Here is a 26,369-nt window from a genome sequence, read left to right on the forward strand (position 1 = left end):
CCCCCGGGCCATGGCGACCCTCCGCAACCTCGCCATCGGCGTGCTGAAAACCCTCGGAGCCGACAACATCGCCAAGACCACCCGGGCCATCCGTGACGAACCCCGACGAGCGCTCCCCATCCTGGGCATCACCAACAACCCGGACACTCACGGAACTTGATCAGGCCCTGGCCAGATCCTGCCGCGGCCCGGTGGGGTCGAACATAACCCGGTGGAGATTTGGGAGCGCACCCAGACGGTCATCCGGACCGTGCTGTACGAGCACCGCCTCACCGTCACCGACCTCGCCGCCCTCGGGGTCACCAACCAGCGGGAGACCACCGTGGTGTGGAATCGCCGGACCGGTCGGCCCTACCGCAACAACGCCATCGTGTGGCAGGACACCCGGACCGACCGGATCGCCTCCGCCGACCAGTTGAGTCCACATAACCCGGATGATCTAGACGAAGCCGACCGCCGTTTCCACCAGCGACGTACCCGACTCGATTACACCCCCGTCGTCACTCCACGTCACATCGACGGCGCTCGGCGCGAACCGACTCGAACCCTATTGGGAAATCCTCCGGTTTCGAAGCGTAGGTCGAACCGGCGATACATGCGCACCAGGTAGGAGCCGACCCCGGTATTACTCCATGGTGGTACCCGCGAGGTGGAACAGGACCACCACCCGGAGTTCCCGCACTGTTTCCAACCGGCGTGGCGCCGGAAGGGGGTGGGGTCATCCGCAATCGCCACCACTACGGCCCTGGTCGGTGAACGTCACCGGCCAGGGCCGCCGCGCCGTTGTCGCCTTGGGTCGGGGTGAGCAGCAGCCGTTGGAATTCGGCCCGGAGATCGTCCGGGACGATCCACGGCTGCTACTCACCCCCTCCACACTGGCTGGCTCAGGCTACTGAAGCTCTGTTCTACTTCAGCGAGATCTCGCCGTAGGCGGCGCCGGATACCTGGTTCCAGACGAAGGTGTCGACGTTCTCGCTGTAGAGCGCCGCCTCCTTCCGCCAGAACATCGGGATGACCGGCAGTTCCTCGGCCAGGATGTCCTCGGCCTGCTGGTAGAAGGTGATGGCCTCCGCCAAGGTCGGGGCGGAGTCACCCTGCTTCAGCAGGTTGTCGAACTCAGCGTTGCTGAAGGTGCTGTTGTTGCTGTCGTTGCCGGAGGCGTAGAGCGGAGTCAGGTAGGTCTCCAGGAACGGGTAGTCCGGGCCCCAGCCGAGCCGGAACGGTCCGGTGAACTCCCGGTTGTCCGCCTTTTCCAGGTATTCGGCGAACTGCAGGTTGACCTTCAGTTCGTAGTCGATGCCCAGCGCAGACTTGATCTGGTCGCCGACCGCCTGCAGCCAGGCGTCGTGGCCGGCGCCCGCGTTGGCCCAGAGGGTCAGCTTCTTGCCTTCCGGCCAGCCGCCGGCCTCCTCGAGCAGCTTCTTGGCCTGCTCGACGTCCTGCTCGCAGTAGGTGCAGACACCCTCGCGAGCGCCGTCGAAGATGGGTGCGACGAAGCCGGTGGCGGGGGTGTACCGGCCGTCGAAGACCGCGTCGATGATGGACTGCCGGTCGATCGCCATCGAGAACGCCTGGCGGATCCGCTTGTCCTTGAAGGCGTCGTTGTACAGCGGCAGGCCGACGTAGTTGAGGCTGTCACCCTCCTGCTCGTACAGCCGGTCGCCGTAGCTGGCCTGGGCCTCCTTGAAGCGCTCCGGCGGGATCGTGTACATCACGTCCAGTTCGCCGGCCTGGAAGGAGGAGTAGGCGGCGTTCACATCGGCGAAGATCCGGTAGTAGAGTTCGTCGGGCTTGCCCGGCTCGCCCTTCCAGCTGTCGCTCCGGACCAGGTTGATCTCGACCTCGTGCTCCCACTTGCCATCGATCTTGTAGGGGCCGTTGCCGATCGGGGTCTCGTTGCAGGCGTCGATATCGTCGATGCAGGCCTGGGCCATCGGGAAGAAGCCCGAATACCCAACCACCGTCGGGAAGCCGCTGAACGGTTCCTTGAGCTCGACGGTGAAGGTCAGGTCGTCGACCTTCTTCAGGCCGGACAGCGTCTCGGCCGTCGGCTCGGGGGCCTCCTTCGGGCCCTCGCCGTCCGGGTCCTCGGGCAGGACCGCGTCGATACCGGCGATCCGCTTCATGAAGTAGCCGTTGTTCTGGGCGTTCGGCGCGTAGGCGGCGAAGTTCCACGAGCGGATGAAGGAGTCGGCGTTGACCGGCTCGCCGTTGTCGAAGGTGTAGCCGTCCTTCAGCTTGATCGTCCAGAGCTTCTGGTCCTCCGAGTCGATCGACTCGGCCAAATCATTCTCTGGCTCACCGGTGTCGGCGTTGTACTTGACCAGACCACGGTAGAGCTGACGGATCACATAGATCGACGGCTCGTCATCGCCATTCGACGGCAGCAGGTACGCCGGCTCCGAGGCGTATATCCGCAGCTTACCGCCGGACTTGTCGGTCGCCTCCTCTGGCTCGTCGTCGCTGTTGCCACAGGCGGTGGCCAACATGGCGGTGGCGGTCGCTACGACCGCCACCTTCAGAAATTTCCCGCGCATGGGAGTGCCTCCTCAGGGCGCTCGGCTCACGAGGGGGTGTGAGGTGCCTGTCACTGTGACACCAGACACGCGATGGCGAGAAGGCGTGTTATCAACCCGATACCCGGCCGGGATGGTGCGTACATCAGCCTGGCGCAATTTGCCCGAACCTATGGCCCAGGGCTCCGGCAAGGTAGCTATATGACCGTTTCAGATGAGTCCGAGTGTTTGGAGTGGCCAGTAGTGATTTCTGCTGTTGCGGCGTAGGACTGGAGCAATGGCGGTGATGCCGGCCAGCCGGAGCAGGCTGACCGCGGTGTTGCGCAGGGGTGGCCATGAGGCGGGACGCCTGGCCAGTGCGCAGGCGGCTGGCGTCTTCGCCGCTGCCACCCTTTCCACATTGGTGGGATCAGGTTGTCGACGTTGTCGCTGTAGAGGGCCGCTTCCTTCCGCCAGAACATCGGGATGACCGGCATCTCCTCGGCCAGGATGTCCTCGGCCTGCTGGTAGAAGGGGATGGCCTCCGCCATGCTTGGGGCGGAGTCACCCTGCTTCAGCAGGTTGTCGAACTCGGGGTTGCTGAAGGTGGTGGCGTTGCTGTCGGCGTCGGTGCCATGGACCGGAGCCAGGTAGGTCTCCAGGAACGGGTAGTCCGGGCCTCAGCCGAGCCGGAACGGTCCGGTGAACTCCCGGTTGTCCGCCTTTTCCAGGTATTCGGCGAACTGGCCCAGAGGGTCAGCTTCTTGCCTTCCGGCCAGCCGCCGGCCTCCTCGAGCAGCTTCTTGGCCTGCTCGACGTCCTGCTCGCAGTAGGTGCAGGCACCCGGGCGAGCGCCGTCGAAGGTGGGTGCGACGAAGCCGGTGGCGGGGGTGTACCGGCCGTCGAAGACCGCGTCGATGATGGACTGCCGGTCGATCGTCAACGAGAACGCCGGGCGGATCCGCTTGTCCTTGAAGCTGTCGTTGTACAGCGGCAGGCCGACGTAGTTGAAGCCGGCACCCTCCCGCCGCGGTCGCCGAGTTGGTCCAAACAGCCGGTCAGCGTCAGGACCAGCGCTGCCGCTGCGGCGGCGACACTGAACGTGCGTGCCAGCCTCGTAGTCCCCTCACATCTTCTTTGGGGGAAGGATGGAGTGGTGCCAGCCCGGGTGCGAGTCGATCGAGCTGGCACCTACCACGGACTCCAGGTGAGTGGCAGCACGGCGTGTATGACGAAGTGAGCGGCAGTTTCATCCGAGTTCTGCTTGGACCTGTGCCGTGTTCAGTGCCATTCCGCAGCGCGCCGCCACGTACCGCAATGCCGCAAGGTGCTCGGCGCGACTGAAGTCGGCGACAGCATCACCTACCACGAATGCCTGAATCCCGCGCATGAATGCATCGCAGGCCGTCACGGTGACACCAATGTGTGCATAGATTCCGGTAATGATGATTTGGTCGCGTTCGTCGAACAATTGGTCAAGCGGACTGTCGGCGAAGGCGCTGTAGCGGCGTTTCTCCACCACCCGGTCACCACCGTCGGGCTGCAACCCGTCATGAAAGTCCACCGCTGACGCGTCGGCTGGCGGCCCCCAGCCCCACATGTCCAGCAACAGGCCGCGTTCGTCCTGGCTCTGGCCGCCGGGCTGTCGGGTGAAGACCACCGGGATGTCCAGCTCGATACAGGACTTACGAATCTCGGCGATGTTCGTCGCGGCCTCGGCGAGCGGCTCGGGGTCCTCGAATGGTGCGGTGAAGTACCGCTGCATGTCGTGTATCAGCAGGATGGCCCGGTTGGGGTCGAGTCGCCAGCTGACCCGATTATCCGGTAGTTCTTGGTCGGTCGGCAGGGAATATCCGGGGATCCGAGGTAGGGACACTGGCTATGCCTCCTGGGCTAGTTGAGCGCGTAGCGCGGCGCGTAGGTCGGTACGACTCACCTTGCCGACTCCGGTGGATGGGAAGGTGGCAACGATCCGGAGTTTGTCAGGAACCTTGTATGCGGCCAGACCACGGGATCGGACGAAGGCACGCAGCTGCGCGGTGCCCGGTTGCGCTTCACCCTTGCGGAGGATGACGAAGGCGCATGTCCTCTCCCCGAGGTAGGCGTCCGGTACGGCCACAACTGCGGCATCGTGAACGGCTGGGTGCGCCAGCAGGTGGTTTTCGATTTCCTCGGCGGCGATCTTCTCGCCACCGCGGTTGATCTGGTCCTTGGCTCGGCCGGTGACCATCAGGTAGCCCTCAGGGGTGAGCCGGACCAGGTCTCCGGTGCGGTAGAAGCCGTCAGGGGTGAACGCTACGGCGTTGTGTTCGGCCGCCCGGTAGTAGCCACGGATTGTGTATGGGCCGCGGGTGAGGAGATGGCCGGTCTCGCCGACGGCGACGGGCACGTCCTGGTCGTCAACGATCAACAATTCGTCGTCGGGGGAGATGGGCCGGCCCTGGGTTTGCGCTACGAGTTCGGCCGAGTCGCCGAGTCTGGTGTAGTTCACCAGGCCCTCGGCCATGCCAAAGACCTGCTGCACCGCACAGCCGAGCGCGTGTGGGATCCGCCGGGCGGCGTCGGCCGGAAGCTTGGCGCCGCCTACCTGGAGCAGTTCCAGGCTGGACAGATCGTATTCGGCTTGTTCTGTGGCGGCGGCCATCCAGACCAGGGCCAGCGGCGGAACTAGCGCGGTGATGCTGACCCGTTCCCGCTCGATCAGTGGGAATGCGACGTCAGGGCTGGGCCGGGGACACATCACGATGGTGCCGCCAGCATGCATGACTCCGAGGATCCCGGGGGAGCTGAGGGTGAAGTTGTGCGCTGCTGGTAGTACGCACAGGTAGACCGAGGCGGCGGAGAGGCCGCAAATGTCCGCGCTTTCCCGGATGCTGTAGAGGTAGTCATCAGCCGTCCGGGGGATGAGCTTGGGTAGGCCGGTGCTGCCTCCGGAAAGTTGCAGGAAGGCCAGTGCGCCGGCGGCTGGGTCGGTCAGGTCGATCGGGTCGGTGCCCAGGTCCGTACCGGCCTCGAAGACCTGCCGCACGCTTGGTGCCCCGGTAAGGACCGCGGGGATCAGGGTGCGATGGTCGAAGCCCTCGTGTACGCCAGGCAGCACAATGGCGACTGCCTCGGTGTGCCGGCAGAAGTAGCTGAGCTCACTCTCGCGGTGGGCGGGCAGCGCGAACACCGGCACCGCGCCGAGTCGGAAGAGGCCGAAGACGATGTCGAAGAAGTCGGCGGTGTTCGGTAGCTGCACGACGACCCGGTCTCCGGCCCGGATGCCTCGCGCCGCAAAGCCGGCCGCGAACCGATCGGCCCTTTCATCGACTTCCCGATAGGTGCGTCGGACTTCGCCGTCGACCACGGCGAGGCGGTCCCCGTAGCGGCGAGACCACTCACGCAGCGCGGCCCCGAATGACTGGCCCCGCCAGTAGCCGGCGCTCCGGTAGCGATCGGCGAAGGCCGGGGGCCACGGAGTCAGGTCCATCACAGACCCAGCCCCGAGAGGATCGTCCGGAACTTGGCCGTGGTCTCGGCCAGCTCGGCCGCTGGGTCGCTGTCGGCGACGATGCCGGCACCCGCGTACAGCCGCGCGGTGTGACCCTGGGCGACGGCACATCGCAGGGCGATGACCCATTCGCCGTCGCCGGCGCTGTTCTCCCAGCCCACCAAGCCGGTGTAGAAGCCCCGGTCGAAGGCCTCGTAGTCGGCGATGGCGGCGCGGGCGTCACGTGCGGGCGTCCCACATACCGCCGGTGTGGGGTGCAGGGCCGTGCTTAGAGTGAGCGAGCTGATCGTCGGGTCGGCGAGACGGCCAGTGACAACAGTGGACAAATGCCACATGGTGGCGGTTCGGATGAGCGACGGGGTCGCGGGTACCTCGATATCGGTGCAGAACTGGCGAAGAGTCTCACCCACCGCCTCGGCGACCAACGCGTGCTCGCGGCGGTCCTTGCGGGACGCTAGTAGCGCTTGGGCTTGTCCGAAGTCCTCGATCGGATCTGGGCTGCGAGGGATCGAACCGGCCAGTGGATTGGCGGTGACCACCTCCGCACGACGGGAGACGAGCAGTTCCGGGCTGTTGCCGACGAGGGTGCCGGGAGCGAGGTCGAGGGCGAAGGTGTAGCCCGTCGGGTCCTGGGTGATCAGCCGTCGTAGCAGCCGACCAACATCGATAGCCGCATCGGTGGTGATGTCCAGAGCCCGGGCTAGGACGACCTTCTCCAGTTCTCCGGCCCGCAGGCGGGCCACGGCCCGACGGACGCCATCGGCATAGGTGGCACCCGCCGGCACCTCGACGGTGCGGGCGTTGACTCCCATCGGCGCGCTGGGCACGGCGATCCGTTTTGGCAGCGGGCCGGCGCGATGAGTGTGGAGGGGAACACTGAGCATGGGCTCCGTGTGGCTGTCGAATGGGATGGCGCCGACCACGATCGGGTCGTGCCGCCCATCCTGGAGAGCGAGGTCGAGGACGCCACGCACGGCGGTCGGCAGGTCTGGGCCGGCCGGTACGGCGAAGTACCGTCCAACGGTACTGATCGTGCCCCGTGGCGAGGTGAAGAAGAACGGTACCTGGGAGCTGTAGCCGGCCAGGAGATTAAGGGCGTCCGTAGACGTCGCGTCGAACTGGGTGGTGCTCATCGGTGGATCTCCCGGTGTTCAGGCGCGCAGGGTCGCGCCGCCATCGACGTACAGGTCGTGCATCGTGACGTGACGGGCTTGGTCGGAGGCGAGGAAGAGGACGGCGTCGGCGATGTCGGCGGGACTGGCAAGACGCCCCAGTGGGATACCGGTCCGGTGTGTCTCGAGGGAGCCCTCGATCACCCTGTTCTCATCGCTGGGGCTAGCCCAAAGAGCCCGCTGCATCGGGGTGTTGGTAGAACCAGGTGCGACCACATTGCACCGTACGCCGTGCTCGGCGAGTTCGAGGCCGAGGCATTTGGTCAGCATTGTGGTGGCGGCTTTGGCCGCGGCGTACGCGGCCATTCCGACGCGAGGGATTCCCGCCGCGTTCGAGCTGACGGTGACGATGCTGCCCCGGCCGCGGCGGGCCATCCGTCGGCCCGCGCTACGCAGTACGTGGAACACCCCCGTCGTGTTGACGTCGAAGGTGGCCTGCCAGTCGGTGTCGGTGGTGTCCACGAGGCGTGAGGTGCGCAGGATTCCGGCGACCGAGACACATATCTCCATCGGACCAAGGTCCGCCTCGACGGCGGTGAGGACACGTTCGACAGCGGTGCTGTCGGTGACATCGAGCTGGTAGGCGCGGGAGCCCTGGAGGGACGCGCTGTGGCGGTCCACCCCCCTACGGTCCACGTCCGTCAATGCAACGACCGCGCCGCGTTCGGCGAGTGCGGTGGCCACGGCTGCTCCGATGCCCTGCGCCGCTCCGGTGACTAGAGCGGTCCGACCGGCGAGGCCGTAGGATGTCATCCGTTCGGTCCTTTGTTAGGTTAGCCTACCCTATCTCGGGGACTGTACCGTACGGCAGGGACTGGATTTCGAGTAGGGGGGCGGGTTGTGGTGGGCCGGAGCATCACTAAGGTTAGGTAAACCTAACAAGCGAAGGTGAAGGAATGTATATCGATCTTCGACGCATGGCTGCCTCTGCGGTTACGCTCGCGCTCGCCGGTGGTTCGCTCGTCGCCTGCGGGGGTGACGAGTCGCCTGAGCCGGTGGCCAGTGCCTCCGCCGGAGACACCGCCTATCCCGTAACTGTCGAGCACAAACTTGGTAGTACGACTCTGGAGAAGGCGCCCGAGCGCATCGTGGCCCTCTCCGACGCCGACCTCGACGCCCTGCTGCTGCTGGGGATTCAGCCGGTCGGAGTCGGTGCGTCCGTGCACGATGGTGGCATTAGTCCCTGGGCGAAGCCGGAGCTCACGAGTGAGCCGACGGTCCTCGAACCGGGTGAGAGTGGTGTCGACCCCGAACAGGTCGCACAGCTCGACCCAGACCTGGTGCTGGCCGGCGGCGACTACTTTATCGACTCGGAGTACGACGCGCTCTCTCCGCTGGTGCCGACGACGGCGTACGAGACCGGACCGTTCGAGGACCCTTGGCAGACGACTCTTCGCCAGGTGGCTAAGCTGGTCGGTAAGGTCGAGCAGGGCGAGCAGGTCATCAAGGATGTCGAAGCGAAGGTCGCCGGTGTTCGGACGGAGTATCCGGCCCTGGCTGGCAAGACCTTCAGTCTTTCGCAGGCATTCGAGGCTGGCACGATCGGCGTACTGCGTTCCCCCGAGGACGCTGGGGTTAAGGCATTCAACGAGTTCGGGATGGGGCTCGCGCCGGGCGTGAAGGCGCTCAAGAGCGAGGACTTCGCCGTTACTCTCAGCCTGGAGAAGATCGCCACGATCGATGCTGACGTGGTGATGATCTACTCGGCCGAGCCGCAGTTCCAGTCGACGTTGGAGGCGAACACCCTCTTCAAGAACCTGGAAGCGGTGCGGAGTGGTGGCTACGTGGCGCTGGACCTCGTCGAGTTCACCTCGTTGCGCAACCCCAGTCCGCTGTCGACTCCGTACTTCATTGACAACGTGCTGCCGAGGGTAGCCGCGTCGGTGGCCTCCTGATGGGGGCGGCGGCCTGGACGTCGACATCCTTTCGCGAGGTGACCGATGACCTCGATCCGAGGGTCGTGGCGGCCGGGCCGCCGCCGCTGACTAATCTGGTTGGGCCGGGCGCGTACGGCGAGTGGCGCTTTCGCCTGGCCGATCCCGGGTGCGGCGATGCTGAGTTGGTCGCGGACTGGATGGCCCGGCCGCATGTGAATCTGTTTTGGGAACAGGCGTGGCCGGTCGAGCGCTGGGCGGCGGTGCTACGGCGACAGCTCAGCGGCGAGTGTTCCCGACCGCTGATCGCCAGTCGCTTTCAGCTGGACCTCGCCTACCTCGAGGTCTATCGGACGCCGCGGGACGTGGTGGGTCGGCACTATCCGGCCGACCCTTTCGACCTGGGGGTCCACCTCGCCATCGGTCCCTTGGAGGCGACCGGTCGAGGCGTCGGCCGGCGGCTCGTGCGGGCGCTGGTGTCAGCTCTGTTCGAAGCGGACTCGCGGTGTGCGCGAGTCGTCGTTGATCCGGATGCGCGACACGCTGTCGCTCGCCGCATGTTCACCGGTGCCGGATTCCGGCCGCTCGCCGAAGTGGATCTTGGGCATAAATGCGCTGCGTTAATGTCCTGTGAGCGGGGCTGAGCTTTACTGGTGAAGCTAGTTAGGGTATGCTAACTTCGCGCACTGATCGGGATTTTACTGCCCACGGAAAGGGCTCTACCTTGGTCTCCTCGGAACTGCCGGTATATGACCTTGTTGGCATCGGTTTCGGGCCGTCGAACTTGGCCTTGGCTATCGCGATCGATGAGCATAATGCTCAATGTCAGCGGGTCGAGGAGCGGATCGAAGCGCTCTTCCTCGAAAAGCAGGCGGAATTCGGCTGGCATCGCGGAATGCTCTTCGAGAACGCCACAATGCAGGTGTCCTTCCTCAAGGATCTGGTCTCCCTGCGAAATCCGGCAAGCGATTTCAGTTTTCTTTCCTATCTGCATGCCCACGATCGGCTGGCGGATTTCATCAACTACAAGTCGATGTACCCGCTGCGGGTGGAGTTCCACGACTATCTCGGCTGGGCCGCCGAGCGGATGCGCGATGCCGTGGCCTACGGGCACACCGTCACCGATGTCGTGCCGGTCGTCGATTCCGACGGGCAGGCATGGGCGGTGGATGTCGTCGCCCAGCATGACGGCGGCACCCAGGTGATCCGGGCTCGCAATGTGATTGTCGCCGTCGGCCTGGAGTCAAGCCTCCCGCCGGAGGTGATTCCCTCCGAGCGGGTTTGGCACAACCTCGACATCCTGGATCGCGCCTCCCAGTTCACCGTCGCTGAGCCGCAGCGGTTCGTCGTGGTCGGTGCTGGCCAGAGCGCGGCCGAGTCGGTCGCATTTTTGCACGAGCGCTACCCCAGCGCCGAGGTCTGCTCCGTCTTTCTCCGGTACGGCTACAGCCCGGCTGACGACAGCAACTACGCCAACCGGATTTTCGATCCGGACGCCGTCGACGTCTACTACAACGCGCCGGCGGACGTGAAGCGGATGCTGTTCGACTATCACCGCAACACCAACTACTCGGTGGTCGACGGAGATCTCATCACCGACCTGTACCGGCGGGCGTACCAGGAACGTGTCCTCGGTCGGGACCGACTTCGAATCATGAATGCCTCGCGGGTTATCGACCTGGGTCCTCGCGCCGACGGCGTCGACCTCACGGTTGAACACCTGCCGTCCGGCGAGCTGACGCCCCTCACCGCCGACGCGATCGTGTTCGCCACCGGCTATCGTCCGATTGAAGTCACCAAGCTGCTCGGGGCGGCTGCGTCGCGTTGCCACCGCGACGACGAGGGCTTGCTGCGGGTCGGCCGTGACTACCGAGTGGCGACGGACCCGGCCCTACGCGCTGGTGTCTACCTGCAAGGCGGGACCGAGCACGCGCACGGAATAACGTCCACACTGCTCTCGGCCACGGCCGTCCGTTGCGGAGAGATCGTTACCTCCATCGCCGCCTCACTCGTCGAGCGTCATCCCGTCCCGGCCGTCGAGCCGCAGACCTTGCTCACGACTGGCTCCCGCCCGTGACCGCCGCCACGCCAACCTCCGTCGAGGATCTCCAGGCCCAGATCGCTGAGGTTCTGGGCGAACCGACTGACAGTTTCGGCCCGGACGACGACCTGATCGACGTCGGGCTCGACTCGATCCGGTTGATGAGCCTCGTCGAGCGCTGGCGATCCGGTGGGGTGCGGCTCGGCTTCGTCGAGCTCGCCGACCAGCCCACCGTGAACGGCTGGTGGTCGTTGATCAATGCACAAAGGAAGAAGTGACCTGATGCCGACCAATCCCTTCGAGGATGACAACGGAACCTACCTCGTCCTCGTGAACGACGAGAACCAGCACTCGATCTGGCCGGCCTTCGCCGACGTGCCGGCGGGCTGGACCATTGTCCACGCTGAGGCCAGCCGACTGGACTGCCTGGACTACGTCGAGCGGAACTGGACCGACATGCGGCCAGCCAGCCTCATCCGGGAGATGGACGCGCATTCCGCCTGAACGGCAGCCGCGTGACTCGTCGTTGACCCGGACGGCGATCTTTACCAATGCTCAGAGTCGGGAGATCGACAACCGTGACCACCCTGCTGCCCCTTACCGCCGCGCAAACCGGGGTCTGGTTCGCCCAGCAGATTGATGAGGCGAACCCGGTCTTCAACACTGGTGCGGGTGTCGTCATCGATGGGGTCCTCGACCTCGACGTCATCGCCGAGGCGGGCCGGCGGCTGGTGGCCGAGGTCGACGTGCTGCGGATACGCGTGGACCTGGTCGACGGTCCGGACGGAGCCGAGCCACGGCAGGTGATCGACGATGCGATCGTCGGCGCGCTCACGGTCGTCGACCTGCGCGACGAGTCGGACCCGGTGGCCGCCGCCGATAAGTGGATCAAGACCGACCTTGCCACCCTGATCGACCTGCGGACCGGCCCGATCTTCCGCCACGCGTTGCTGTGTCTCGCCGACGACCGGCAGATTTGGTTCCAGACGTGCCACCACCTGGCGCTCGACGCCTACACGTTCGCATTGCTCACCGGTCGACTCGCCGAACTGTATACGGCACTGGCGGCGGGCCAGGAACCCGCAGCGGCGACGTTCCGGCCGCTGCGGGACATGGTTGACGCTGACGTCACGTACCGGGCCTCCGAGGCGTTCATCACCGACCGGAGGTTCTGGACCGAGCGTTTCGCCGATCGTCCGACCGTGACCGGGCTGGCACCCGGTGTGCCCGCCACCGCCCACCGGTTCCACCGGGTCGAGCACCAGCTGGCCGAGCCCGTGCCCGCTGGGCTCACCACCCTCGCCCAGGGGGTCCGGGCCACCCGGGTCGAGGCACTCCTCGCCGCGGTCGCCAGCTACCTGCACCGGCATACCGGTTCCGGTGAGGTGGTGCTCGGCCTGCCGGTGATGGGTCGGCTCGGTGCGGCCGCCGCGCGAGTTCCGGGTACCGCTGTCAACGTATTGCCGCTGCGGGTGGCCGTCGATGCGGTCTCGACTATCGGCGAGCTGGTGACCGCCGTGGCTGGGGAGCTGAAGGCGATCCGCCGGCATCAGCGCTACCGCGGTGAGGACATCCGCCGTGACCTCAAACTGCTCGGCGGTGACAAACGCCTGGTCGGACCCTGGGTGAACATCAAGCCGTTCGGGGCGGAGCTGTCGTTCGGCGGCAATCCCGGTCAGCCCCTGTATCGCTCCGCTGGGCCGGTCGACGATCTATCGGTAACTATCGACGACCGTGGCGACGGGCGACTCACGCTGACCGTGGACGCAAATCCGGATCTCTATCCGCTGTCGGCGGTGCAGGAGCACGCGCGGCGGCTGGCCGACTTCCTGCACCGATTCGCTGGCGCGGATCCGGCTGACACCGTCAGCACGCTCGACCTCGTGACCGACACGGAGTGGGAACGGCTGCGCGCCGCCGGCACCGGCCCCGCCACCGTGCTGCCCACCGCCACTCTGAGCACACTCTTCCGCGATCAGGTCGCGCGTACCCCGGCTCAGCCAGCGGTGACCGACGGCCGGTCATCACTGACATACGCCGAACTGGACGCCGCCGTCGCGCAACTCTCCCGGCTACTGGCCGCCCGTGGCGCACGGCCCGGAGCCATCGTCGGAGTCTGTCTGGCCCGTTCGACCAGGCTGCTCGTCGCACTGCTCGCGGTGGCCCGCACCGGCGCGGCTTACCTGCCGCTCGATCCAGGGTTCCCGCCCGACCGGATCGCCCTGATGCTCGGCGACGCGGCGCCGGTGCTGGTGCTCACCGACGACTCGGTGTCGTTGCCCGCCCCGGTACCAGTGGTTCGGATCGATGAACCGGTCGACCCGCCGGTGCCGGACGTACCCCTGGCTCCGGACGTACCCCTGGCTCCGGACGCACCCGCCTATGTGCTGTACACGTCTGGGTCAACGGGTCGCCCCAAGGGCGTCGTGGTGACCCACCGCAACCTGGTGAACTTCCTACTCGCCATGCGGGAGGTAGTCCCGCTCGGCACCGCCGACCGGTTGCTGTCGGTGACCACCGTGAGCTTCGACATCTCTGGGCTCGAGCTCTATCTGCCCCTGCTGGACGGTGCCCAGGTAGTGATCGCGGCAAAGGAGGTCGTGCAGGACGCCGCGCTACTCGCAGAGCTCATCGCGACCTCCGGTGCCACCGTGCTGCAGGCCACACCGACGCTTTGGCGTGAGCTTGCTGAGGTGCCACTGCCCGGCGTCCGTGCACTGGTCGGTGGCGAGGCACTGGCTGCCGACCTGGCGGCCAGAATGCGCGCGAACACCGCCGGTGTCACCAATCTGTACGGCCCGACCGAGACGACGATCTGGTCCACGGCGGCCAGGATCACCACCGGTGGGACGCCGGCGATCGGCCGACCGATCCACAACACCTCCGTCTACGTACTCGACGCCGCGTTGCGCCCGGTGCCCTGGGGAGTAGCTGGCGAGCTGTACATAGCTGGTGCCGGAGTGGCCGATGGCTACCTCGGCCGTCCTGGACTAACGGCGAGCCGGTTCGTGGCCGACCCGTACGGCCCGCCTGGTACGCGGATGTACCGCACCGGCGACCTCGTCGCCTGGCGCACCGACGGCACGCTCGATGTGTACGGCCGGGCTGACCAGCAGGTCAAGCTGCGTGGCTTTCGGATCGAACTGGGCGAGGTCGAGGCCGCCCTGCTGGCGCATCCGGCGGTGTCGCGGTCGGCTGTCGAGCTGCGCGACGGGCGCCTCGTCGGCTACGTGGTCGGCGACGTCGACCCGGCCACGCTGCGGGCTTTCGTCGGCGAGGCGCTGCCCGACTATATGGTTCCAGCGGTGGTGCTGACGCTCGGCGATCTGCCCCTTACCCCGAACGGCAAGCTCGACCGCGCCGCGCTACCGGACCCCGTCTATGAGGTCACCGAGGTCGGGGGGGCGCGGACAGCCGAGGAGGAGATTCTCTGCGGGATCTTCGCCGACGTGCTCGGCCTGCCGGCGGTCGGCCCGCACGACGACTTCTTCGACCTGGGCGGTCACTCGCTGCTCGCGGCCCGCGTGGTGGCCCGGGTCCGTGCCCTGCTTGATGCGGAGCTGACCATCCGGGACGTCTTCGACGCGCCGGCCGCCACCACCTTGGCTACCCGGCTGCGCGGCGTCGGGGACCGGCCGCCGCTGGTCCCGCTGCCGTCGGTCGACCGGCCGCCGCTGTCCGCCGCGCAGCGCCGGATGTGGTTCCTGCACCGCCTCGACGGTGCCGATCCCACCTACCACCTGCCACTGGCACTAACTCTGCGCGGCCCGTTGGATATCGGTGCCCTACGTCGGGCGGTGACCGCGGTCGTGGCCCGGCACGAGCCGCTGCGCACGGTGTACGCGGCCGACCAAGACGGCGCTCCCTACCAGGTGGTGCTTCCGCCACCAATGGTCAGTTTGTCCTGGGTGGATGATGTGGCGACCGCGGTGCGTCAGCCCTTCGACCTGGCCACCGAGTTGCCGATCCGGGCCCACCTGCACCGGCTCGGCGACGACGAACACGTCCTGCTGCTGGTGGTGCACCACATCGCCGCCGACGAATGGTCGCTGACCCCCCTGCTCAGTGACCTGGTGGCGGCCTACGCGGGTCAGGAGCGGCGAACCCCCAGCCTGCGCTACGCCGACTACGCCCACTGGCAGGCGGAACTTCCCGTCGCCGACCAGCTTGAGTGGTGGCGGCGAACCCTGCGGGACCTGCCGGGGCCACTGCCGTTGCCGGTCGACCGGCAACGCCGCGCGCAACCGTCAAGCGATGGGGCCACGCTGGTTGTCACCCTGCCCCCAGGGCTGCCTGCTGACCTGCGCGCACTCGCCCGCACGACCGGCACGACGATGTTCATGCTGACCCAGGCCGCGGCCGCCGTCCTGCTGCATCGACACGGTGCCGGCGACGACATCCCGCTCGGTGCACCGGTCGCGGGGCGACCAGACGAAGCCCTCGACGACCTCGTCGGCCTGTTCGTCAACACCCTGGTGTTACGAACAGACCTCTCCGGAGACCCGACGTTCACCGAGGTGCTGGCCCGGGTGCGGCGCACCGTCCTGGCCGCGCTGGCGCATGCCGATGTGCCATTTGACCAGGTGCTGGACGCACTCGCCCCGGATCGGCGGATGCTGTTCGACGTGATGGTGTCCTACCAGCACGCGCTACCGGAGATCGGCGACTGGCCGGTGCGGTTCGTGGACACCGCGACAGCGAAGTTCGATCTCTCGCTCGACCTGGCGGAGCAGGGCGACGACATTGTCGCCACCTTCGAGTTCCGGACCGAGATCTTCGACCGGGCCACTATCGAGGCCATGAGTGAGCGGCTGGTACGGCTACTACGCGCCGTTGTCGCCGATCCGGGAGTACGGGTCGCGGATGTCGACCTGCTTACCGCCGAAGAACGAACAGCCCTGCTCGTCGCCGGATCGCCGCCGCTACCGCCGGCGACCCTGGCCGATCTGTTCGAGCGGCAGGTCGCGGCGACCCCAAACGCGCCCGCCATCGAGTCTCCGGACCGGCAGGTGCTGACCTACGCCGAGGTGAACGCGCAGGCCAATCGGCTCGCGCGGCGCCTGGTCCGGCGCGGTGTTGGTCCGGAACAGCTGGTCGGTGTGCTGCTGCCGCGCGGCGTTACGGCGACCATCGCGCTGCTCGCCGTTCACAAGGCGGGCGCCGGCCACCTGCCGCTCGACCCGGCGTACCCCGACGCCCGAATCGCGCTTGTTCTCGAGGATGCCGCGCCGCGGCTGGTGCTGACCGACCCGGCGCTCGCGGGCCGGGTTGCCGCGCCGACCATGTTGGTCGAGGGAACCGGTGTCGACGACACCGGGCCGGCGCCCGACCTCACCGATGTCGAGCGGACCGCGCCAACGCACCCCGAGCATCCGGCGTATGTCATCTACACCTCCGGCTCCACCGGCCGGCCCAAGGGCGTCGTGGTGCCCCACGCCGGACTGGCCGACCTCGCCGCCTCCGTGGCCGAGTCGTTCGGTTCCGGGCCCGGCAGTCGCAGCTCGCAGTTCGTGTCGCCCGGCTTCGATGTGGTCTACAGCGAACTGGCCATGTCGCTGCTGTGTGGCGGCACCCTGGTGATTGTCCCAGATGAGCGGCGTGACCTCGGTGAGTTCGTTATCTCACGGGGACTGACCCACGTCGACCTGCCTCCGGCGTTACTCGCCGCGCTGCCCACGGCCGCACTTCCAACGGACACCACCGTCATCATTGGTGGTGAGGCGGCTGCGGCGCACCTCGTCGAGCGATGGTCGGCCGGGCGGGCGATGTTCAACGCCTACGGGCCGACCGAGACGACGGTCACCGCGACAACGTGGCGGGCAACATCCGGTCCGGTGTCGATTGGGCGACCGGACCGGGGCCGCACGGCGTATGTGCTGGACCGGCGGCTGCGCCCGGTCCCGCCCGGCGTGCCGGGCGAGCTGTACCTGGGCGGTTCTGGCCTGGCCCGCGGCTATCTCGCCCAACCAGGCCTGACCGCTGATCGGTTCGTCGCTGACCCGTTCGGCGCGTCGGGTGCCCGAATGTATCGAACCGGCGACATCGTCCGCTGGGTAGATGGTCGGCTGGAGTTCGCCGGCCGGACCGACGACCAGGTGAAGATCCGTGGGTTCCGGATCGAGTTGGGCGAGGTGGAGGCAGCGCTGGCCGCAGTGCCGGGCGTCGCCCAGAGCGCGGCTGTGGTCCGGGAGGACACTGCCGGAGCGCACCGGCTCATCGGCTACGTGACCGGCGCGAACGCGACCGCGGACGGGGTACGGGGCGGTTTGGCCGCGGCGTTGCCGGACCATCTGGTCCCGGCCGCGATCGTGGTGCTCGACGAGCTGCCCCTGACCTCCAGCGGCAAGATCGATCGGCGAGCCCTACCCGCGCCCACGGTGGCGGTCGCCACGGCCGGGGGCCGCCCAACGAGTGCGGTCGAGGAACTCCTCTGCGGGCTCATCGCCGACCTCCTTGGGCTGCCTGCCGTCGGACCCGACGACAGCTTCTTCGCGCTGGGGGGCGACTCGATCGTCTCCCTCCAACTCGTGGCCAAGGCCCGTGCCGCCGGCCTGCGAATCACCCCCCGCCAGGTCTTCGACCGCCGGACCCCGGCCGGCCTCGCCGCGGTCGCCGAGGTAGCGGCCGCCGCCGTGGCAGACGCGGACGCCGTCGGCGAGGTACCGCTCACCCCGATCCTTGCCTGGGCCCGCGATCTCGGCGTCGGGCTGCGGCGCTACAGCCAGGCGATGTTGGTGCACGCCCCGGCTGACCTCGGCCGACTGGAGCGTGCGGTACAGGCGCTGTTGGATACCCACGACCTGCTGCGCGCCCGCTGGACCGGTTCGGCGTTGGAGGTCGTGCCGCGGGGAGTAGTCTCCGCCGCTACGCTGATCACCGAGTCGGCCCTCGACCCGGCTGCCGCCCTGGCGGCGGCGGTTGACCGGCTGGCCCCTCGGGACGGCGTGATGCTGCAGGTCGTCCGCTTGCCCGGGCGGCTCCTGATGGTTGTGCACCACCTTGTTGTGGACGGCGTCTCCTGGCGCATCCTGATCGACGACCTGGCTCGTGCCTGCGCCGGTGAGTCGCTGGCCCCAGCGACCACCTCTTTCCGCACCTGGGCCCGCGCGCTGCCGGCGGCTGCCGCGGAACGCGCTGGGGAACGCGACCACTGGCTCGCTGTCACCGACGCGGACTCCGTCCCGGACCCCGTCCCGGACCCCGTCCCGGACTCGCCGCTGGACACCGCGGGTAGCCTGCGGGAGCTGACCGTCGAGGTTGGCGCGGAGATCACCCGTTCGGTGCTCACCACAGTGCCCGAAGCGTACCGGGCAGGCGTACCCGATGTGCTGCTCACCGGGCTCGCGCTGGCCGCCGGAAGGCCACTGCTGGTCGGACTTGAGGGACACGGTCGGGAAGAACACGTCGTCCCGGGCGCCGATCTGAGCCGTACCGTGGGCTGGTTCACCACCGAGTATCCGGTCGCGATCGATGCCGTCGGCCTGGCTGGCGGGGCGGCGTTGAAGCGGGTAAAGGAGCAGGTACGCGCCGCGCCAGACCACGGTATCGGCTACGGTCTGCTGCGCTATCTGGGCAGTGGGGAACTGGCCGGGCGGCGCGAGCCGGAGATCCTGGTCAACTATCTGGGCCGGTTCGACAGTTCGTCTGGGCACCCGTTCACTCCGGCTCCAGAACTACCCGCACCGGCGGTCACCATCGACGCGGACATCCCGGTCCGTTACCCGGTCACCGTCAACGCCACCGTGGTAGATACCTCGGATGGACCGGTGCTCCGGCTGCGGGTGCTGTATCTGCCGCACCGGGCACCGGCGGTTTCCGGGCTGGTGGAGCGTTGGGTCGCCGCGTTGGGCACGCTGACCCGTGCGCCCGGTCCGGGCGGGCGGACCCCTTCCGACCTGCCGCTGCTTGATCTTCGCCAGAACGAGGTGGAGGAGCTGGAGCGTCGGGTACCGGACCTCGCTGACGCGTGGCCACTGTCCCCGCTGCAGGCCGGTATCCACTTCCTGTCGTCCTCCGCGCCCGATGGCGCGGACGTGTACGTGGTTCAGCAGCAGTTCGAGCTGGCTGGCCCGCTGGACGTCGAACGGCTCAGGGCCGCCGTGCGCGCGTTGCTCGATCGACATCCGAATCTGCGGGTGGCCGTACACGACCTCGGGCGTGGCCCGATCCAGGTGGTCCCCGCCACGGTCGTGGTGCCCTGGGAGGAGATAGAGCTCCGCGCTGGCGGCCCGTCCTTGGACGAGGTACTCGCCGCTGACCGGGCGCGGCGCTTCGACCTGGCCGCCCCGCCGTTGCTTCGACTCACCCTGGTGCGCCTCGGTGCGGACCGACACGTGCTCGTCTTCACTCAGCACCACCTGTTGATGGACGGCTGGTCCGGGCCGCTCGCGGTGCGCGACCTGTTCACGTTCTACGCGGGGGGCGGCCTTCCCGCGGCTCGGCCGTACACCGACTACCTCGCCTGGCTGGCCGGGCAGGAGGCGGCGACGGCTCGGGCGGCCTGGACGACCGCACTCGCCGGTGTGGATGAGCCCACGCTCGTCGCGCCCGACACCACCGGCGCCGTGATACCGCGGGTCGCCGAGGCGTTCCTTTCGACCGAGTCGAACGATTGGCTCGTGGCGGTGGCGCGGGGGCATGGCGTCACCCTCAACACCGTTGTGCAAGCGGTGTGGTCGGTGCTACTCGGGCAGCTCACCGGGCGGGACGACGTCATCGCCGGTGCGACGGTCGCCGGTCGGCCGGCGGACCTGCCGGGCGCGGAGGCGATGGTGGGCCTGTTCATCAACACCATCCCGGTGCGCGTACGGATTGATCCGGCGGACACCTGGGCATCGTTGCTCACCCGGTTGCAGGGGGAGCAGGCCGCGCTGCTGGAGCACCAGCACGTCGGCCTCACCGAACTGCACCGCCTCGCCGGGCTGCCCCGGCTGTTCGACACGCTGACGGTCTTCGAGAGCTACCCGTTGGACTCGGCCGAACTGGCCGCCGGCAGTGGCCTCGCCGTCACGCCCGGCATTCCGGTGGACGCCACGCACTACCCGCTGAGTCTGGTCGCCATTCCCGAGCGGCGGTTGCGGCTCCGGCTGGAGTACCGACCGGACCTCTATTCGGCGAGTGCCGCCGACGAACTGCTCGACCGGGTGGTCCGGCTGCTGGACTCGGTCGCGACCGGTCCCGACCGGCGACTGGCCACAGTCTCGGTGCTCTCCGCAGCCGAGGAGAGGGCGCTGGCCAGCTGGAACAGCACTGCCCGGCCGGTGCCCACCGGGTCGGTGGTGGACGTGTTCCGCCGACAGGTCGCGGCCACCCCGGACGCGTCGGCGCTGGTCTTCGGAGCCGAGACGCTGACCTTCGCCGAGCTGGCAGATCGGGTTGACGCGCTCGTCGCCCGGCTGGTCGAGGCCGGTGCCGGACCGGAACGGACGGTGGCGGTGCTGCTGCCACGCTCGGCCGACTCCGTGATCGCCTGGCTCGCGGTGCTCGCCGCCGGGGCCGCGTACCTGCCGATCGACATCGATCTGCCGGCGGAGCGCGTCGATTTCATGCTGGCCGATGCGGGGCCGGCCGTCGTGCTGCGGGACGTCGCCGCACCAGCCGCCACGCCGGTGCCGCGGGTGTCCATCGAACCGCGGTCGGCGGCCTACGTGCTCTACACCTCCGGCTCCACCGGCCGGCCCAAGGGGGTCGTCGTGCCGCACGCCGCGGTGGCGAACTTCTTCCACCACCACGCCCAGGTCATCTTTCCGGCGCTGTCCGGGGGCCGGCGGATCCGGGCGGCGCTGACCGCGGCGCTGTCCTTCGACACCTCCTGGGAGGGGGTCCTGTGGCTGCTCGCCGGGCATGAACTGCACGTCGTCGACGACGAAACCCGTCGTGATCCGGGCCTGCTCACCGACTACGTCGCCACGCGGGGAATTGACTTCCTCGATGTCACTCCCTCGCTGGCGGAGCGGCTCGTAGCCGAAGGGCTGCTGACTGATCCGCGGCACGTGCCAGCCGCACTCGCGCTGGGCGGCGAGGCAGCCGGTGCCGCGCTGTGGACGGCGCTGCGAAGGTCGCGGACCAGGGCGATCAACCTGTACGGACCTACTGAGTGCACGGTGGACACACTGTTGGCCTGGCTGTCCGACAGTGAGTCGCCGCTGGTGGGCCACCCGATCGACAACACGCGGGCGTACGTGCTCGACTCGGCGCTGCGTCCGGTGCCGCCGGGCGTGGCCGGCGAGTTGTACCTGGCCGGTGGGCAGCTCGGCCGGGGTTACCTGAACCGGCCGGGCCTGACCGCCGAACGGTTTGTCGCCGACCCGTTCGGGACCCCCGGCACGGTCATGTACCGCACTGGTGATGTCGTGCGGTGGACCGCCGAAGGGGGCCTCGACTACCTGGGCCGCGCCGACGACCAGGTGAAGATCCGTGGCTTCCGGATCGAACTGGGGGAGATCGAAACCGTGCTGCGAGCCCATCCGGGTGTCGAGCAGGTCGTGGTGGTCGCCCGGGACGAGCCGAAGCGGGTGGTCGCCTACGTGGTGGGGGAGACCTCCGGGCTGCGCGAGCACGCGGCCACGACACTTCCGGACTACATGGTGCCGGCCGCGGTCGTTGGCCTCGACGCGCTTCCGACCACCACCGCCGGAAAGGTTGACCGGCGGGCGCTGCCCGCTCCCGATGTTCGCGCGTACCCGGTCACCGCGGCACCGCGTACCCCGGTGGAGGAGGTGCTTTGCGGCCTGTACGCGGACCTGCTCGGGCTGCCCACGGTCGGGGTGCACGACGACTTCTTCCTCCTAGGCGGACATTCCCTGCTGGCGACCAGCCTGGCGGCGCGGATCCGAGGTGCCCTCGGTGTGGCGGTGCGAATCCGGACCATCTTCGAGGCACCGACGGTGGCTGACCTGGCCCCACGGCTCGCCGAAGCTGACGACCCGCGGCCGCTGTTGGCCCCGCGCTCGCACGGAGACCGGCTGCCGCTGTCGTTCGCTCAGCGTCGACTGTGGTTCCACGACCGGCTGGAGGAGGCGAGCGCCACCTACAACGTCGCTTTCGCGTCCCGCCTCGACGGACCTCTCGACGTGCCGGCGCTGACCGCGGCGCTCGGCGACGTGGTCGCCCGGCACGACAGTCTGCGGACGGTGTTCGCCGATGAGGACGGTCAGCCATACGCCCGCCTCGTCGCTCCGTTCACGGAGACACCGCTCACCGTGGTCGACTGCTTGCCGGAAGAGGTCGGCGAATTGCTACGCGAGGCCTCGCGGGTGCCGTTCGACCTCACCCGCGGGCCGCTGCTGCGGCCCACCTTGTTCGTCACCGGGCCGCAGCAGGCGACCCTGCTGCTCCTGCTGCACCACATCGTCACCGACGAGTGGTCCGAGGGCCGGCTGATGACCGACCTCGGTACCGCCTACGCGGCCCGCCAGGCAGGAAACGCCCCCGCCTGGGCTCGCCTCGCCGTGCAGTACGCCGACTACGCTGCGTGGCAGCGCGACGTGCTCGGCGACCCAGCCGATTCGTCGAGTCGCGCCGCCGGCCAGACCGCGTACTGGCGGGCGGCGTTGGCGGGGGTGCCGGAGGAACTGGCGTTGCCCACCGACCGTCCGCGTCCGGCGGTGCCGTCGTATCGCGGTGGCATCGTGACCTTCGACGTGCCAGCCGCGGTTCACCGGCGGCTGCGGCGGTTGGCCGCCGAGACCGGAACGACGCCGTTCATGGTGGTCCAGGCGGCCACGGCGGTGCTGCTGAGCCGGCTGGGCGCGGGCGACGACATCCCGTTGGGCAGCCCGCTCGCCGGCCGCGACGAGGAGACTCTCGACGATCTGGTCGGGTTCTTCGTCAATACGCTGGTGCTGCGGACCGACGTGTCGGGGGACCCGACCTTCCGAGAGCTGGTGACCCGGGTCCGGGCCACCGACCTGGCCGCGTACGCGCACGCCGACCTTCCCTTCGAGCGGTTGGTGGAGGCGGTGAATCCGGAGCGTTCGGCCGCCCGTAACCCGCTCTTCCAGGTAATGCTGGCCTACCAGCAGGTGCCAGCCGAGGTACCGGGCCTGCCCGGACTGAAGGTCACGCCGGAGCCGGTGGACACCGGCGTGGCCCAGTTCGACCTGGGGATCGTGGTCACCGAGCGGCACGGCGCGGATGGCCTCACCGGTGTGATCGAGTACGCCGCAGATCTCTACGACCGTTCCAGTGCCGAGCTTCTCGCCGCTCGCCTAATTCGGGTGCTCGATCTGGTGACCGCCGCCTGCGACCGGCCGATCGGTACGGTGGAGTTGCTCACCCCGGCGGAACGGCAGGCGGTGTTGACCGCTGGTCGTGGTCACGCCGCCCAGCATCCGCCGAGCACGCTTCCGGATCTGTTCGAGGCCCAGGTGCGGCGGACCCCGGACGCGGTGGCGCTGATCGACGGTGCCACCCGCTACACCTACGCTGAACTCGACGCTCGAACCAACCGAGTCGCCCGCGCCCTGCGTCAGCGGGGGGCGGGTCCGGAGCGGGTCGTACTGGTGAGCCTGCCACGCGGAGCTGACCTGGTGGTGGCCGAGATCGCCGTCAGCAAGGCCGGGGCGGCGTACCTTCCCGTCGAGCCGGGTCACCCGGCGGATCGGCTCGCCGTCATCGTCACCGAGGCGCGACCAGTGCTCACCCTGGACGGGCCGCTGCCGGAGCATCCCAACGCCGAGCCGCTTGTCGACCGGCCGCTTCCGCTGCACCCGGCCTACGTCATCTACACCTCGGGCAGCACCGGGCGGCCCAAGGGCGTGGTGGTTCCGCACGCCGGCCTGGCCGCGTTGGCCGGGGTCTTCCACGACACTCTGCGGCTGGGCTCCGGCAGCCGGATGACGCAGTTCGCGTCGCCGAGCTTCGACGTGACCGTGGCTGAGCTGGTGGCTACCCTGACCGCCGGGGCCACTCTGGTCGTGGTCCCCGAGGAACAGCGGCTTGGCGAGGCGTTCGCGGGTTTCGTCCGGGCACAGGGAATCACGCACTTCGCGTTGCCGCCGTCCGCGCTGGGCGCGGTACCGCCCGGCAGTGTCCCGGCGGATGTCACAGTCGTGACCGGCGCCGACCGGTGCCCGCCGGAGCTGGTCGAGCGGTGGGCCACGACCAACCCAATGATCAATGCGTACGGGCCGACGGAGACCACCGTCAATGCGACCTTCTGGCGGTGTGAGCCGGGACCCGTTCTGATCGGCCGACCGGACCACGACCGAGCCGCGTACGTGCTGGACCATCAGCTGCGACCGGTACCGCCGGGGGTGCCGGGCGAGCTCTACCTCGGTGGGGTCGGCCTGGCCCGCGGCTACCTCGGCCAGCCGGCGCTGACCGCCCAGCGGTTCGTCGCGGATCCCTACGGCGCGCCGGGCGCCCGGCTCTACCGCACCGGCGACGTCGTGCGCTGGGTGAATGGGCAGCTCGAGTTCCTTGGTCGGGCGGATGACCAGGTGAAGATCCGCGGTTTCCGGATCGAGTTGGGCGAGGTGGGGCGCGCGGTCCAGGCTGTGCCGGGGGTGCGGCGAGCCACGGTCCTCGTGCGCGACGGACGTCTGGTCGCATACGTGGTCGGTACCGCTGTCGAGGCGGACCTGCGCACCCGTACGGCTGCCAGCGTGCCGGACTACATGGTCCCCGCCGCCTTCGTGACCCTCGACGAGCTGCCGTTGAACGCCGCCGGGAAGCTGGACGTGCAGCGGCTGCCAACCCCTCGATTCGCCGCGGCCGACCCGACCGTGGCTGCCGGCAGCCCGGCGGAACAACAATTCCGAGCGCTGTTCGCCGAACTCCTCGGCCTGGCCGAGGTGGGTGGCACTGACAGCTTCTTCGCGCTTGGCGGTGACTCGATCGTCTCCATCCAACTCGTGGCGAAGGCCCGGGCTGCCGGTTTGCGGATCAGCCCACGACAGGTCTTCGAGGCGAAGACGCCCGTCAACCTGGCAGCGTTGGCCACCGTTGACGAGCCGGCGGCGGAGGCACCGGATGCGGCGTTTGGCGACGTTCCGGTCACCCCGATCATCGCCTGGCTCCGGGACCAGGGCGCACCGATCAGCCGCTTCCACCAGTCGATGCTGCTGCGGGTGCCGGTTGACGTGACCGTCGAGGACCTGGTGCGTGCGTTGCAGGCCGTGCTGGACCGGCATGACCTACTGCGGGCACGGTGGACCGGTGGCCAACTACACGTGCCGCCGCCCGGCGCGGTTGACGCGGCCACCCTGATCCAACCGGCTGGGTCGGACCTGCGGGTCGAATACGCGGCGGCGGTTCGCCGGTTGGATCCGGACAACGGCGTGATGGTGCAGGCCGTGCTAGCCCGCGACCGGCTACTCCTGGTCGCGCATCATCTTGTCGTGGACGGCGTCTCGTGGCGGATCATCGTGCCGGACCTGCGCGCCGCGTGGGAGGCGGTCGCCGTCGGTAAGCGTCCCGATCTGGCACCCACGGGTACCTCCTTCCGGCAGTGGGCCACCGGGCTGCGAGACGCGGGTGCCGCGCGCGGCCGGGAACTGACGTATTGGCGGCGGATGATCGATGGGATCGTTGGGCAGAGCTGGCCCGGCGAGCCGCGCGAGATCGTCCGCGTGCTGCCGCCGGATCGCACCGCCCCGCTGCTGACCACGGTGCCGGCGGCGGTCCACGGCACCGTGCAGGACGTGCTGCTCACCGCCCTGGCGCGGGTGCTGGGCGGACCGGACGGCGAGATCGTCGTCGAGTTGGAGGGCCACGGCCGTGAAGAGCAGGTGGTGCCCGGGGCGGACCTGTCGCGCACCGTCGGCTGGTTCACCACGACCTACCCGGTCCGGCTCAGCGGTGACCTCAAGCAGGTGAAGGAGCAATTGCGGGCGGTGCCGGACAACGGCATCGGGTACGGAATGCTGCGCGATCGCCTCGGGCGGGATCGTCCGGCGGTGCTGTTCAACTACCTCGGCCGCTTCACTGCCGACGAGGGCCCGTGGTCGCCGGACTCGCTCGACCTGGGCACCGTGCCCACCGGGCTACCCACCCCGCACGGGCTCGACGTCACCGTCACCACGCTCGACGGGATGACCGGCCCATCGCTGGAGGTGCGCTGGTCGTGGCCGTCGAACGCGCACTCCGCGGACGCCGTGGCGAGCTGGGCGGACGGGTTCCTCGCGGCGCTGGACGCACTCGCCGCCGGCGATACGGCCGGCGGACTCACCCCATCGGACCTGCTGGTCGAGCTGAGTCAGGACGAGATCGAGGACTTTGAGGACGAGTGGGGGAACCTGTGAGCAACACAACTGAGCCGGATCCGCGTTCCCGAAAGTCGCCGACGAAGGA

General features: G+C 68.5%; 12 protein-coding genes and 3 pseudogenes. 8 read left to right on the top strand and 7 right to left on the bottom strand.

Annotated features, from left to right (window positions below; translation table 11 throughout):
- Positions 1-172: 172 nt before the first annotated feature.
- A pseudogene (locus tag T398_RS22220) lies at positions 173-477 on the top strand (FGGY family carbohydrate kinase); the annotation flags it as partial.
- A 90-nt stretch (positions 478-567) separates the two neighbouring features.
- Here T398_RS22220 and T398_RS22225 read toward each other — a convergent pair.
- Positions 568-694 (bottom strand): annotated as a pseudogene (locus T398_RS22225) (DUF817 domain-containing protein); the annotation flags it as partial.
- A gap of 58 nt (positions 695-752) precedes the next feature.
- Here T398_RS22225 and T398_RS22230 point away from each other — a divergent pair.
- A complete protein-coding gene (locus T398_RS22230) occupies positions 753-896 on the top strand; it encodes a hypothetical protein (RefSeq protein WP_496449683.1) in 144 nt (47 codons plus the stop codon).
- Positions 897-905: 9 nt separating this feature from the next.
- Here T398_RS22230 and T398_RS22235 read toward each other — a convergent pair whose 3' ends face one another.
- The 6 genes and pseudogenes from T398_RS22235 to T398_RS22260 form a co-directional block, all read right to left on the bottom strand.
- Entirely contained in the window at positions 906-2,537 is a 1,632-nt protein-coding gene (locus T398_RS22235) for a peptide ABC transporter substrate-binding protein (protein WP_496449685.1), read from the bottom strand.
- Between the two features lie 386 nt (positions 2,538-2,923).
- Positions 2,924-3,516: pseudogene (locus tag T398_RS22240) on the bottom strand (peptide ABC transporter substrate-binding protein); the annotation flags it as partial.
- Between the two features lie 228 nt (positions 3,517-3,744).
- The gene (locus T398_RS22245; RefSeq protein ID WP_496449687.1) at positions 3,745-4,371 is read right to left on the bottom strand and encodes an isochorismatase family protein; all 627 of its coding nucleotides are present in this window, start codon (positions 4,369-4,371) and stop codon (positions 3,745-3,747) included.
- 3 nt (positions 4,372-4,374) lie between these two features.
- Positions 4,375-5,967, bottom strand: a complete 1,593-nt coding sequence (locus T398_RS22250) for a (2,3-dihydroxybenzoyl)adenylate synthase (protein WP_496449689.1) — start codon at positions 5,965-5,967, stop codon at positions 4,375-4,377.
- Entirely contained in the window at positions 5,967-7,121 is a 1,155-nt protein-coding gene (locus tag T398_RS22255) for an isochorismate synthase (protein ID WP_496449691.1), read from the bottom strand. The genes T398_RS22250 and T398_RS22255 overlap by 1 nt, the downstream gene beginning before the upstream one ends.
- Before the next feature lie 18 nt (positions 7,122-7,139).
- Entirely contained in the window at positions 7,140-7,913 is a 774-nt protein-coding gene (locus T398_RS22260; protein ID WP_496449693.1) for a 2,3-dihydro-2,3-dihydroxybenzoate dehydrogenase, read from the bottom strand.
- 164 nt (positions 7,914-8,077) lie between these two features.
- Between T398_RS22260 and T398_RS22265 the strand changes: the two genes are divergently transcribed.
- The 6 genes from T398_RS22265 to T398_RS22290 all read left to right on the top strand — a co-directional run bounded on the left by T398_RS22265 (position 8,078) and on the right by T398_RS22290 (position 26,320).
- Positions 8,078-9,055 (top strand): ABC transporter substrate-binding protein, encoded by a 978-nt coding sequence (locus tag T398_RS22265; protein ID WP_496449695.1) that lies wholly within the window; start codon positions 8,078-8,080, stop codon positions 9,053-9,055.
- Positions 9,056-9,093: 38 nt separating this feature from the next.
- On the top strand, positions 9,094-9,678 hold the full coding sequence (locus T398_RS22270; protein ID WP_496449697.1) for a GNAT family N-acetyltransferase: 585 nt from the start codon (positions 9,094-9,096) through the stop codon (positions 9,676-9,678).
- An 80-nt stretch (positions 9,679-9,758) separates the two neighbouring features.
- Positions 9,759-11,111, top strand: coding sequence for a lysine N(6)-hydroxylase/L-ornithine N(5)-oxygenase family protein (locus tag T398_RS22275; protein ID WP_496449698.1), 1,353 nt, complete (start codon positions 9,759-9,761; stop codon positions 11,109-11,111).
- Positions 11,108-11,353: a phosphopantetheine-binding protein gene (locus T398_RS22280; protein ID WP_496449700.1), complete on the top strand. Its 246-nt coding sequence runs from the start codon at positions 11,108-11,110 to the stop codon at positions 11,351-11,353. The genes T398_RS22275 and T398_RS22280 overlap by 4 nt, the downstream gene beginning before the upstream one ends.
- 4 nt (positions 11,354-11,357) lie before the next feature.
- Positions 11,358-11,579, top strand: a complete 222-nt coding sequence (locus T398_RS22285) for an MbtH family protein (RefSeq protein ID WP_496449702.1) — start codon at positions 11,358-11,360, stop codon at positions 11,577-11,579.
- A 74-nt stretch (positions 11,580-11,653) separates the two neighbouring features.
- On the top strand, positions 11,654-26,320 hold the full coding sequence (locus T398_RS22290; protein WP_496449703.1) for an amino acid adenylation domain-containing protein: 14,667 nt from the start codon (positions 11,654-11,656) through the stop codon (positions 26,318-26,320).
- Positions 26,321-26,369 lie beyond the last annotated feature (49 nt).

The organism is Salinispora goodfellowii, from assembly GCF_059570675.1.